The 12515-nt window shown below is 33.8% G+C and carries 10 protein-coding genes; 8 read left to right on the top strand and 2 right to left on the bottom strand.

All coding sequences use genetic code 11. The features are described 5' to 3' along the window. The first annotated feature begins 2 nt into the window (after positions 1-2). From metH to C1X07_RS23200, 7 genes are all read left to right on the top strand, one after another. Positions 3-2705 carry a methionine synthase gene (metH, locus tag C1X07_RS23230; RefSeq protein WP_103072450.1) on the top strand — a complete coding sequence of 901 codons (2703 nt, stop codon included), beginning with the start codon at positions 3-5 and terminating at the stop codon, positions 2703-2705. Between the two features lie 11 nt (positions 2706-2716). Beyond that, positions 2717-3187, top strand: coding sequence for a DinB family protein (locus tag C1X07_RS23225; protein ID WP_103072449.1), 471 nt, complete (start codon positions 2717-2719; stop codon positions 3185-3187). Between the two features lie 275 nt (positions 3188-3462). Continuing rightward, complete coding sequence (gene metF / locus C1X07_RS23220) at positions 3463-4416, top strand: methylenetetrahydrofolate reductase [NAD(P)H] (protein WP_103072448.1); 954 nt, start codon at positions 3463-3465, stop codon at positions 4414-4416. Positions 4417-4491: 75 nt separating this feature from the next. Beyond that, positions 4492-5589: an acyloxyacyl hydrolase gene (locus tag C1X07_RS23215; RefSeq protein ID WP_103072447.1), complete on the top strand. Its 1098-nt coding sequence runs from the start codon at positions 4492-4494 to the stop codon at positions 5587-5589. 90 nt (positions 5590-5679) lie between these two features. Then, the gene (locus C1X07_RS23210; RefSeq protein ID WP_241507319.1) at positions 5680-6429 is read left to right on the top strand and encodes a head GIN domain-containing protein; all 750 of its coding nucleotides are present in this window, start codon (positions 5680-5682) and stop codon (positions 6427-6429) included. Between the two features lie 226 nt (positions 6430-6655). Beyond that, the gene (locus C1X07_RS23205) at positions 6656-9385 is read left to right on the top strand and encodes a PAS domain-containing sensor histidine kinase (RefSeq protein WP_103072445.1); all 2730 of its coding nucleotides are present in this window, start codon (positions 6656-6658) and stop codon (positions 9383-9385) included. Further along, complete coding sequence (locus tag C1X07_RS23200) at positions 9372-9782, top strand: response regulator (protein WP_103072444.1); 411 nt, start codon at positions 9372-9374, stop codon at positions 9780-9782. Before C1X07_RS23205 ends, C1X07_RS23200 begins: the two co-directional genes overlap by 14 nt. A gap of 48 nt (positions 9783-9830) precedes the next feature. On the opposite strand, the gene gldA is transcribed toward C1X07_RS23200, so the two are convergent. Further along, positions 9831-10730: a gliding motility-associated ABC transporter ATP-binding subunit GldA gene (gene gldA, locus C1X07_RS23195; protein ID WP_103072443.1), complete on the bottom strand. Its 900-nt coding sequence runs from the start codon at positions 10728-10730 to the stop codon at positions 9831-9833. Positions 10731-10890: 160 nt separating this feature from the next. Next, complete coding sequence (locus C1X07_RS23190) at positions 10891-11352, bottom strand: Lrp/AsnC family transcriptional regulator (protein WP_103072442.1); 462 nt, start codon at positions 11350-11352, stop codon at positions 10891-10893. Between the two features lie 180 nt (positions 11353-11532). Between C1X07_RS23190 and C1X07_RS23185 the strand changes: the two genes are divergently transcribed. Then, positions 11533-12507 carry an NAD-dependent epimerase/dehydratase family protein gene (locus tag C1X07_RS23185; protein WP_103072492.1) on the top strand — a complete coding sequence of 325 codons (975 nt, stop codon included), beginning with the start codon at positions 11533-11535 and terminating at the stop codon, positions 12505-12507. The last annotated feature ends 8 nt before the right edge of the window (positions 12508-12515 follow it).

Genomic DNA, 12515 nt, shown 5'->3' with positions numbered 1-12515 from the left:
ATATGAGTAGTAAAGAAAAAATAAAGTATCTCAAACTCTCTGGTTTAGAACCGATGATCGTTTCTGCAGAAACCAATTTTATCAATGTAGGAGAGCGTACCAATGTTGCTGGATCTCGCAAGTTTTTGCGATTAGTTAAAGAAGAAAAATTTGATGAAGCTTTAGATATAGCCAGGCACCAGGTAGAAGGTGGAGCGCAGGTTATTGATATTAATATGGATGACGGGCTAATCGATGGTAAAGACGCAATGGTTAGGTTTTTGAACCTGATCATGGCCGAACCCGATATTGCCCGAGTACCGATTATGATTGATAGTTCTAAATGGGAAATCATTGAAGCTGGTTTACAGGTGGTTCAAGGAAAATGCGTCGTGAATTCAATTAGCCTTAAAGAAGGAGAAGAAGAATTTATAGCTCATGCCAAAGCTATAAAAAGATACGGTGCAGCTGTTATTGTAATGGCATTCGATGAGGTTGGGCAAGCAGATAATTATGATCGTAGGATAGAAATTTCAAAGAGATCCTATGATATACTGGTTCATCAACTTAATTTTCCTCCAGAAGATATCATATTTGACCTCAATATATTTCCGGTAGCAACAGGAATGGAAGAACATCGCAAAAATGCCGTTGATTTTATAGAAGCTACACGATGGGTTCGCAAAAATCTTGCGCATTGTAGTGTTAGTGGAGGAGTGAGTAATGTTTCGTTCTCCTTTAGAGGAAACAATGTGGTGCGAGAAGCAATGCATTCGGTTTTTCTTTATCACGCTATTAAGGCAGGAATGAATATGGGGATTGTAAATCCAGCTATGTTAGAAGTGTATGATGATATCCCTAAAGATCTGTTAGAGCATGTAGAAGATGTAATTCTAGATAGAAGAGATGATGCCACCGAACGGTTATTGGATTTTGCAGAATCTGTAAAAGGAACTACCAAGGAGAGGGTAGTTGATCTTTCTTGGAGAGAAGAACCTCTGCAAGATAGAATAACAAGAGCCCTTGTTAAAGGGATTGATCAATATATTACAGAAGATGTAGAAGAAGCAAGGTTAGCAGCCGATAAGCCTATCGAAGTGATAGAAGGAAACCTGATGACAGGTATGAATGTCGTAGGAGATTTGTTTGGTTCTGGTAAGATGTTTCTGCCTCAAGTGGTAAAATCTGCTAGAGTGATGAAAAAAGCTGTAGCTTACTTACTTCCCTTTATTGAAGAAGAAAAGAAACAGAATGCGATTTCAGGAGAAACTATAAAAGAGAACGACTCTAATGGACGTATTCTAATGGCAACCGTCAAAGGAGATGTACACGATATTGGCAAAAACATTGTTTCTGTAGTATTAGGATGTAATAATTATGAGATTGTAGATTTAGGAGTAATGGTGCCTCCAGAAAAGATTATTCAAACTGCAATTGATGAACAAGTAGATATCATTGGGCTAAGTGGTTTGATTACACCATCATTAGACGAGATGGTTCATCTAGCAAAAGAAATGGAACGCAAAAATTTTAATATTCCATTATTAATTGGAGGAGCAACTACATCCAAAGCACATACTGCAGTTAAAATTGATCCGCAGTATAAAAATGCGGTAGTACATGTAAATGACGCATCCAGAGCTGTAACAGTTGTAGGAGATTTATTGAATAAAAGAAGTAATCAAAAATATGTCGGAGATCTGAAAGAAGATTATGAAAAATTTAGAAATGGATTCCTGAAAAGAACAAAACAGAAAGAATATTTAACAATTGAAGAAGCTAGAAAAAACAAATACTCAATTGATTGGCAAAACTCAGAAATAATAACTCCTAAAGAACTTGGAGTTAAAATTATAGAGGATTTTGATCTAAAAAAATTAGAACCATATATAGACTGGACTCCTTTTTTTAGATCATGGGACTTACATGGTAAGTATCCAGCTATTCTAAGCGACAATGTCGTGGGAGAACAAGCAACATCATTATTTAAAGACGCGCAAGAATTATTGCAAAAAGTATTTGAAGAAAAATTATTAGGAGCCAAGGCTGTTTATGGATTATTTGAAGCTAACACTGTAGATGATGATGATATTGAGGTGTCTACAGAGCAGGGAAGTTTTAAGTTTAGAACGCTAAGACAACAATTAAAAAAACATGCCAGTAAACCTAATTTTGCATTATCTGATTTTATTGCACCAAAAGAAAGTGGGATTCAGGATTATATAGGGTGTTTTTGTGTTAGCACAGGGTTTGGAACCAAAGAATTAGCAGAAGCTTTTGAAAAAGATCATGATGATTACAATTCTATTATGATCAAAGCATTGGCAGACCGTTTAGCTGAAGCCTTTGCAGAATATTTACATAAAAAAATACGTACCGATGATTGGGGGTATGCCAAGGATGAAGAACTTAGTAATGAGGAGTTAATAAAGGAAGTTTATAAAGGAATTCGACCTGCACCTGGATATCCAGCTTGCCCTGATCATCTCGAAAAAATCACAATTTGGGAATTACTTCAGGTAAATGAACAAATAGGAGTAGAGCTAACAGAAAGCCTGGCGATGTGGCCTGCTGCATCTGTATCGGGTTACTATTTTGGAAATTCTGAAGCAAGGTATTTTGGATTAGGAAAAATAAAAGAAGATCAAGTAAGAGATTTTGCAAAACGAAAAAGCATAGATCATCAATATGCAGAGAAATGGCTAAGCCCTAATATCTTGGATTAAGTACCAATAAAATGAATGTAAAGGATAGTATTAAACAATATAATGAAGTTTTTGGCGGAGAGCCGTGGTTTGGAGCTTCGGTATTAAGATCGTTAGAAAATATTCCTGTAAGCTTTTGGGATAGAAAACCAAAAAACACGTCACATTCAATATCAGAATTAGTATATCATCTCATAGATTGGAGAAATTTTGTAATACAAAAAATTAATGAAAACGAAGGTTTTAGTATTGAACTAAACTCTGAGCAAGACTGGAGAAAAGAGGTTACAATACAGACCGAAAAACAAAAAATAGATGTTCTTAAAGAACTCATAGAGACTCAGAACGAGATTTGTGAAGTATTAGGTGCCAAATCAGACTCTTGGATGAATAAAGAAGTGACTGGGAAACAATACAAAAATAAATACATGATTCGAGGAGTTATACAGCATGATGTGTACCATTTAGGGCAAATAAATATGATATATAGTCAATTAAAATAATAGATAGAAAGCGATAAACTATATAAGTGTAGAAACTATACTCTTGGAAAAAGAGAGTTTTGTCGGGAAACTCCGAAACGCTCCCCTGAGCAAGGAGAAGCTTTCGGGAAACTCCGAAACGTTCCCCTGAGCAAGGAGAGGTTTTCGGAAAACTCCGAAATGTTCCTCTGGGCAAGGAGAGGTTTTCGGGAAACTCCGAAACGTTCCTCTGAGTAAGGAGAAGCATTCGGGAAGTTCAAAATTATATGAAAGATCAAATAAGAATTATAAACTAGATGAAAGTAACAGATCACATAAAAAAAGCAAAGGGGAAAACTTTATTTTCTTTTGAGTTAATACCACCACAAAAAGGAAGAAGTATACAAGAATTATACAACAATATAGATCCTTTGATGGAATTTAACCCTCCTTTTATTGACGTAACTACCTCGCGAGAAGAGTTTATATATATTGATAGAAAAGGGTTGTTAGACAAAAAACTTACAAGGATGCGTCCTGGTACTGTTGGTATTTGTGCTTCTATAACTCATAAGTACAATGTGGATACTATCCCTCATGTATTATGCGGTGGATTTACTAAAGAAGAAACCGAATATTTGTTAGTAGATTGCCATTATCTTGGAATTGATAACGTAATGGCTTTACGCGGTGATGCCATGAAAGAAGAAAAGTATTTTATGCCTACCAAAGGAGGGCATGATTATGCTAATGAACTGGTTACTCAGATAGTGAATATGAATAAAGGACAGTTTCTTCATGAAGTGATCGAAACTGATAATAAATCAGACTTTTGTATCGGAGTTGCCGGTTATCCCGAAAAACATATAGAAGCTCCTTCAATGGATTCGGATATTAGACGCTTAAAAGATAAAGTAGATGCAGGTGCAGATTATGTAGTAACCCAAATGTTTTTTGATAATAAGAGATACTTTGATTTTGTTGAAAGAGCAAAAGAAGCAGGAATTAACGTTCCTATTATCCCGGGGATTAAACCAGTAGCTGTAAAAAGACATTTGCAGCTTTTGCCGCAGGTTTTTAAACTTGATATGCCCGATGAATTAGTACGAGCAGTAGAAAAATGTAAAACTAATAGCGAAATCAGACAAGTAGGTATAGAGTTTGCTATACAACAATCTAAAGAACTGATGGAGTATGGTGTTCCTGTTTTGCATTATTATTCTATGGGTAAGTCTGATAACATACAAAAAATTGCATCTGCTGTTTTTTAAGGATAGAAATATTTTTGTAACACATACAAGATATAAAGATGTTTGCAGTTTTATTTTAATCACTACTTTTGCCGGATGATTAAAAAGATTTGCTTGCTTTTTTGTGTTATTCATCTCTATGTTTCTGCCCAAACAGAATCTAAGTTGGACTATACAATAGATGTTAATAATTTTTATGGCACGATTTTAAAGCATAATCCTGATATCTCACATTTGATAACAGGTCACCCCTCTGGTGTAATTCTTTCTTTTCAGCGCAAGACGTATGGAGATGAAGCATGGCAAAGACTTTACAATTACCCCGATTATGGTGTTTCTTTTCTGTATCAAGATATGGATAACCAGTATTTGGGAGAGCATTATGGAGTCTTTGCTCATTACAATTTTTATTTTTTAAAACGTGCTCTGATGTTAAGAATAGGTCAGGGAGCGTCATACGGAAATAAGCCTTATGATCAGGATAAAAATTTTAGAAATGTAGCGTATGGTAGTCACCTGGTAAGTGCGTCATATGCACTCTTGCAATTTAAGAAAGAGAATGTTATAAAAGGGCTGGGGGTACAAGCAGGTTTAGGTGTTGTTCATTACTCCAACGGAAACTCAAAAGCTCCTAATAAAAGTACAAATACCTTATTTTTAAACGCTGGTCTTACCTATTCAATAGATGAAGAATCCCAAGAATATGTAGAGAAAGAAAAAGGAGCAGTCAAAGGAGGAGAACCCATAGGGTTTGGATTTATTCTTAGAAGCGGAATCAATGAAAGTGATGTCGTGGGATCAGGTAGATTCCCTTTTTACACGCTTACGGCTTTTGCCGATAAAAGACTAAATAAAAAAAGTGCCTTACTGCTGGGAACCGAAGTGTTCTTTTCTAAAGCATTAGAAAGATATATTGATTTTAGGGCTACGGGAGGATTTAATGATGGCACATCTGGTGATGAAGATTCAAAACGAGTAGGGGTGTTTTTGGGGCATGAATTGAGAGTTAATAGAATTTCGGTATTGACACAAGTTGGTTATTATGCGTATTATCCCTACGATTTTGAAGGGCAAACTTATCTTAGAGCTGGGGTTAGATATTATTTTACAAAAAAGGTATTAGGCTCGTTAACTGTTAAGTCTCATGCAGCCAAGGCAGAAGCAATGGAGTTCTCGATAGGGTATAGATTGTAAAAAAAGAAGAACAGTCTTTATAGATAGGTGTTTTAAAAATTTTAATGTCTGGATTGAATTAGTTTATAGATGTCTTTTTTAAAAAATATTGTGATAAGATTTATAGTAATATTAGGAACGTTGTTTTTGCTAGGATGTAATTCTGAAAATGCCTCGGATTGTTTTCAGAGAACAGGTACGCTAGTTACAAAAGAGATCTTTGTCTCTGATTTTACAAGAATTTTGGTAAACCCAAATATTGAAGTTATTCTAAAAGAAGGAGAAACAACTTCTGTAGTCGTCGAAACTGGTGATAATCTTATTAATGAAGTTACTGCTGTGGTAGAAGGAGATCGGCTTATTCTTAGTGATACTAATGATTGTGCTTTTTTTAGAGATTTTAATCAGACCAAAATCTATGTTACGGCTACTAATCTAACCGAAATTAGAAGTGCAACTCAATTCAGTATTTCATCAGATGGAGTGTTAACATATCCATCTCTTAATTTGTTATCTGAGGATTTTACCGAAGATACAGGGGGTACCACAACGGGGGTATTTAATGTTAAAGTAAATGCTGAACGTATAGTAGTTGTTGGAAATAATATAGCATCTTTTTTTATCGAAGGAACTACAGAATCTTTGAATGTAAACTTCGCTTCTGGGACCGGAAGATTTGAAGGGAAAAACTTAGTAGCTCAAAATGTTACAGTTTTTCATAGAGGAACTAACAAGATTATTGTGAATCCTAGGCAATCTATTAAAGGTGAAATACGAAGTACAGGTAATGTGATCTCTGCAAATAAACCTGCAGTTGTAGAGGTTGAAGAATTTTTTACTGGCAAATTAATCTTTCAATAATTGTACTTGGTTTCAGGTGTTTTTTCTTTCCGTTTGAGAAGCATAACGTTTTCCTTTTTAGTAAGCTTTTTTTGGTTGAAAACGTCTTTTTGCTTTATATTAAAGTAGAAAAAAATAAACTAAGGCATTCACGTAAAAATTTTGCGGAATCATAGTCTTTTGAATTGAAATTTAATGTCTAACTTTATAAGACTGCAAAATTTTATTTCAAATCCAATACACGAAAATGATTCATAATCAATCTAATACGTCTCATAATTTTGAAAATTTAAGAGAAAATTATCTGAAAGAAGAATTATACGCTCTAATCAAGAGTGATGATTTTATTTTCGATTTTATACAAGAATCAAGCCTTGATGGGCTTTGGTTTTGGGATTTGGATAACCCTGATAATGAATGGATGAATTCTAAGTTTTGGACAACGTTAGGATACAATCCTAATGATATGCCGCATAGTGCTTCTGCATGGCAGGATCTTATTAATCAAGAAGATCTAAAGAAGGTGTATAGTAATTTTACCAAACACTGTGAAGATGCATCACATCCTTATGATCAAATTGTAAGATACAGGCATCGATTAGGACACACAGTATGGATTCAATGCAGAGGGTTGGCAATACGAGATAATAATGGAAAGCCAATACGTATGCTCGGTGCCCATACCGATATTACCAAATTAAAAAAAGCAGAAATAAAACTACAAAGGCAGGTAGATCGCTATGAACATATTATAGAAGGGACAAATCTCGGAACCTGGGAATGGAACGTAAAAACTGGAGAGATTATCTTTAATGAAAGATGGGCTAATATATCTGGATATACACTTTTAGAGCTAGAACCTGTTTCAATAGATTCTTGGATAAAAGGTTTGCATCATGATGATTTGGTCAAATCTAATGAGCTTCTGCAAGATCATTTTGAAGGCAAAACAGCTGTCTATGAATGCGAATCTCGTATGAGGCATAAAAATGGAGAATGGATATGGGTTCTGAACAAAGGAAAAGTAGTAAGTCGAGATTCAAAAGGAAATCCAGAGTGGATGATTGGTTCACATCAAGAAATAACAAAAAGTAAAAAAGATTTAGAAAAAAATAAACTGTTTATTCAACAAACCCCTAGTGCTATAGCAATGTTCGATACTAATATGTGCTACCTTGCAGCATCAGAAAAATGGTATGTCGATTATGGAATCGAAGGACGGAATGTTATTGGGAAATCACATTATAGTGTTTTTCCGGAAATAGGAGAAAAGTGGAAAAAGAATTTTGAGAAATGCCTGAAAGGAAAAGTTTTAAAAAGTGATGAAGATTCTTTTGAAAGAATGGATGGGTCTTTACAATGGCTTTCCTGGGAATTACGCCCGTGGTACACAGATGAGCATAGGATTGGTGGGGTGATTATGCATACTGCCGATATTACAAGAATGAAAGAAGCAGAAATTCGACTACGAATAAGTGAAGAAATGTTCAGAAGGAATTTTGAGAATGCTGCTATTGGGATGGTAATGTTGGATCGTAAAGGGCTTTTTACAAAAGTTAATTATAAACTTTGTGAAATTCTAGGGTATTCTAATAAAGAGTTGACAAAGCTTGCCTTTAAAGATATTATACACCCAGATGATTTGGTTGCAAATGATAGGTCGTTTCAAAAACTCTTTAAAGGAGTTACATTGTATAGTAATATGGAAGAAAGGTGCTTTCATAAAGATGGTCATGTTATACATATAAATCTTTCTGTTTCTGTAATTAAAGATGAACATAACGAACCTTCGTACTTTATCGCACAAATTGCAGATATAAGTCATAAAATTTTAGTCAGAGAACAGCTTCAGAAAACACTTGGAGAATTAAAGGGGATAATTGATGATATCACACAGGTGAGTATTATTGGTACAGATAGAGATGGTCTAATTACTACCTTTAATAAAGGAGCAGAAAACTTACTGGGATATACAAAAGAAGAAATGCTATTAAAAAAGCCGCTTTTGCTATTACATAAAAAAGAAGAAATAGAAAAGAGAGAAGAAGAATTGTCATCACAACTTAAAGAAAGCATCAGAGGTTTTAAAGTTTTTACTGCAGCACTTAAAAAAAAGGAAAGTGATACCAGAGAATGGATGCATGTGCGTAAAGATGGGACTTCTTTTCCTGTGCAGGTTACATTGTCTGCTATAAAGAATGAGAATAAGGTGATAGGATATCTTGGCGTGGCAGCAGATATAAGTGAAATAAAAAAAGTAGAAAAAGATTTAAAATCTTGGCTTGAAGTTGCTGAGGATCAGAATAAGAGGTTGAGAAACTTTGCTCATATAGTTTCGCATAATCTAAAATCACACTCAGGAAATTTTCAAATGCTTTTGGATTTGTTTATTCAAGAAAATCCATTGTTTAAGAATAATGAAATTATAAAACTATTTAAGACCGCTTCTGAGAACCTCACAGAAACTATAGTTCATTTAAACCAAGTTGTCCTAATGAATACTTCTGTTGATGAGAATTTAACTGCACTTAATTTAAGCGAAGGAATTAATAAGGCTATAGAAAATGTTTCTTCTATAGCAAAAGAGACCCATGTAACTGTTAATAATATTACGGATCCTGATATTAGTATTTTGGGAATCCCAGCATATTTGGATAGTATATTACTTAACTTTATTACTAATGGAATAAAATATAGTTCTAAAGAAAGAGATAGCTTTGTTGCTTTAAGTGCTAGTGTAGAAAAAGATTATGTAGTGTTATATGTTAAAGATAATGGACTCGGGATTGACCTAGAAAAGCATCGGTCTAAATTGTTCGGGATGTATAAAACCTTTCATAATAATAAGGAAGCTAGAGGGATTGGGTTGTTTATCACCAAAAACCAAGTCGAAGCGATGGGAGGTAAAATTGAAGTCGAAAGTGAAGTAAATAAAGGAACCACTTTTAAAATTTTTATGAAATATGAAAAAGATTGATATAGCTTGTATTATTGATGATGACCCAATTTTTGTATTTGGAATTAAAAAAATAATGGGACTCGTTGATTTTTGTAATGGTTTTATGGTCTTCAGAAATGGAGAGGAAGCATTAAATAATTTGAAAGCAATAATATCAGCAAATGAAAAGCTTCCAGATGTTATTTTGCTAGATTTAAATATGCCGATATTAGATGGGATTCAGTTTTTAGAAGAATTCATTAAAGTACCTTGTAAAAAGAAAATCATTATATATGTAGTGTCTTCCTCTGTCGATCCGGATGACATTCTGAGAGCTAAATCTTTTGAAAGTGTAAGTGATTATATCGTTAAACCCATTTCTGTAGAGAAACTTAAAGAGATTTTAAGTGATATCGAGAAGGAAAGTCTATGTTAATAGTATCCTGAGTGCGACTTTTCAAAAATTAATTCGGGCGTAATGTTCTTATGTAGGGTTTGTCATTTCTCTGAACAAGCTTTCCAGATTTTTGTTTTTTCTAGATAACTGTAGTATTTTTAATTTGTTATCATGTGCAAAATCGAAGACAACAGGGCGCATGTCTATTGTAGTGTCAAAGGTGATCTCATATAAAAAATCATGAATATTTTTTACTTCGCTTACATTGGGTAGTTTTAGTAAGAAAGCTTCTTCTATACGATAATCAAATTCTACTTCAATAATTTGCTCTGTTCCATCTGCTATCTGATCAAGAAATTTGTCAGTTACAATTTTTCCTTTATTAATAATAATCACTCGATCACACATTGCTTCTACTTCTTGCATAATATGTGTAGATAGAAAAACTGTTTTTTTCTTTCCAATAGATTTAATAAGCTCTCTTATTTCTACCAATTGATTTGGATCTAAACCTGTTGTTGGTTCATCGAGGATTAAAACTTTGGGATCATGAAGCAATGCACAAGCCAAACCAACTCGTTGGCGATATCCTTTAGAAAGTTGTCCTATTTTTTTATTTGCCTCAGAGGTTAATCCTGTTAATTCGATGACTTCTTCAATTCTGGTTTTTGATATTTTATATACCCGCGCATTAAATACCAGATACTCTCTTACATACATCTCTAAATATAAGGGATTGTGTTCAGGAAGGTAACCTATACTTTGTTTTACTTCAATGGATTGAGAGTGAATGTCAAAACCGTTGACCAAAGCAGTGCCCTCTGACGGATCAAGATAGGTAGTGAGGATTTTCATCATTGTCGATTTTCCAGCTCCATTTGGACCTAAAAAACCAACTATTTCGCCTTGCTTTATTTCAAAAGAAATAGTGTCAAGCGCTTTTTGATCATCATAAAATTTAGAAACATTGGATACCGAAATTGACATATAGGCTAAATATAAAATCTGTTTACATTCAAAAGTACATAATTAGTATATCTATTGTATGGCAAACACAAAAAAAAGATCTTAATATTATAATAATATCGATGTAAACTGATATGAGGTGTGAAGATTTTTTGGTAGCATCCGTTGTCTTTGCTCTTTGTTAAATGTAAAATTCAGATGTGTGTTTAATTTCTTTAAGTACAAAAGTACTGTTTAACACCCCAATGTTTTCAATTTTTGATAGTTTCGTTTTTACAAAATCATGATACTCTTCGAGACTTTTTGTGTGGATTTTTAGAATAAAATCTACTTGACCTGCCATATGATAACATTCCTGTACTTCTTGCAGGTTTTGAATTTGTTTTTCAAATTTTTCTATAAAAGCCTCATTGTGATACCTCATAGATACTTGACAAATTGTAGTTATCGAACGATCTATTAGCTTTTTATCTAGGATTGCAACGTATTTTTTAATAAACCCTTGTTTTTCTAATCGCCGTATCCTTTCATACACCGGAGAGGCAGTAATATTGAGAATTTTGGCTATTTCTTTTGCTGTTTTTTTAGAATCTTCTTGTAGGATTCTAAGAATTGTAATGTCTGTATGATCTAATTGTTCCATTTTATGTCAAAAAAAAGTTACTTCAAAAGTTGAATTTAAGCTTTTGTCAAAGTAAATATAGCTGAAATAAATGTATTGAAAAGCAATTATTACTTAATTATTTAACTGTAAAGGCTGTAAAAGCTATATTTTGTACTTTTGGAAGTAAATAACACTGTAGTGTCCCAAAATATAGAATATATGAAAACGGTTGTTTTAATAATAGGAGCAAATGGTCAATTAGGATCTGTGCTTACCGAAGCTCTTAAACAGAAATTCGGAAACTCTAATGTAATAGCTTCAGATTTGAGAGCTAGAGAAGGATATAAAGATACTTTTGAAATCATTGATGCAACAGATATAGATAGAATTCAGGAAGTAGTCGTTCAATATAAAGTTACTCAGATTTATCATCTGGCGGCTATTCTCTCTGCAAAAGGAGAAGAAACACCATTGCAGACCTGGGATATTAATATGAAAACCCTATTTAATGTACTAGAGGTTTGCAGAAAAAATAACATAGAAAAAGTATTTTTCCCAAGTTCAATTGCCGTTTTTGGCGAGGGAGCACCACTAGAAAACACTCCCAATAATGCATATCTAGATCCTGCAACGGTGTATGGAATTAGTAAAGCAGCTGGAGAAAATTGGGCGCAATACTATTTTCTGAGATATGGACTTGATGTAAGATCTATTCGCTACCCTGGTGTGATAGGATATCAATCATTACCAGGAGGAGGTACTACCGATTATGCGGTAGATATATACCATAAAGCAGTTTTGGAAGAAAAATTTAATTGTTTTTTGAAAGAAGATGCTACTTTGCCTATGATCTTTATGGATGATGCAATACGGGCTACATTAGAATTGATGGATGCTCCAAAAGAAGATATTATGACCCGAACTTCATATAATATTGCAGGAATTAGCTTTTCTCCAGCAGAAGTAGTTGCAGAAATTCGTAAATTATATCCCGATTTTGAAGTTAAATATGACCCCGATTTTAGACAAGAAATTGCATCTCGATGGCCAAACTCTATAGATGATTCTGCGGCAACAAAAGATTGGGGATGGAAACCTGAATTTGATCTTGAATCAATAACAACGACTATGATCCAAAAGTTGAAGGCAAAATATAAAAAAGGATCAAAAAACTTGGAGACTTTAATGCTGTGATGTTTCGC

It is taken from the genome of Aquimarina sediminis (assembly GCF_002895435.1).
GTDB lineage: Bacteria > Bacteroidota > Bacteroidia > Flavobacteriales > Flavobacteriaceae > Aquimarina > Aquimarina sediminis.
Note: the sequence above shows the minus strand (reverse complement) of the source record. Positions and strands in the feature narration are given on the sequence as shown.

What these genes read in the sequence shown, in the direction of transcription:
- gldA (WP_103072443.1), bottom strand. Translation starts at nt 10,730, where the DNA reads ATGTCAATTTCGGTATCCAATGTTTCTAAATTTTATGATGATCAAAAA.
- metF (WP_103072448.1), top strand. Translation starts at nt 3,463, where the DNA reads ATGAAAGTAACAGATCACATAAAAAAAGCAAAGGGGAAAACTTTATTT.
- metH (WP_103072450.1), top strand. Translation starts at nt 3, where the DNA reads ATGAGTAGTAAAGAAAAAATAAAGTATCTCAAACTCTCTGGTTTAGAA.
- C1X07_RS23215 (WP_103072447.1), top strand. Translation starts at nt 4,492, where the DNA reads ATGATTAAAAAGATTTGCTTGCTTTTTTGTGTTATTCATCTCTATGTT.
- C1X07_RS23205 (WP_103072445.1), top strand. Translation starts at nt 6,656, where the DNA reads ATGATTCATAATCAATCTAATACGTCTCATAATTTTGAAAATTTAAGA.
- C1X07_RS23225 (WP_103072449.1), top strand. Translation starts at nt 2,717, where the DNA reads ATGAATGTAAAGGATAGTATTAAACAATATAATGAAGTTTTTGGCGGA.
- C1X07_RS23190 (WP_103072442.1), bottom strand. Translation starts at nt 11,352, where the DNA reads ATGGAACAATTAGATCATACAGACATTACAATTCTTAGAATCCTACAA.
- C1X07_RS23200 (WP_103072444.1), top strand. Translation starts at nt 9,372, where the DNA reads ATGAAAAAGATTGATATAGCTTGTATTATTGATGATGACCCAATTTTT.
- C1X07_RS23185 (WP_103072492.1), top strand. Translation starts at nt 11,533, where the DNA reads ATGAAAACGGTTGTTTTAATAATAGGAGCAAATGGTCAATTAGGATCT.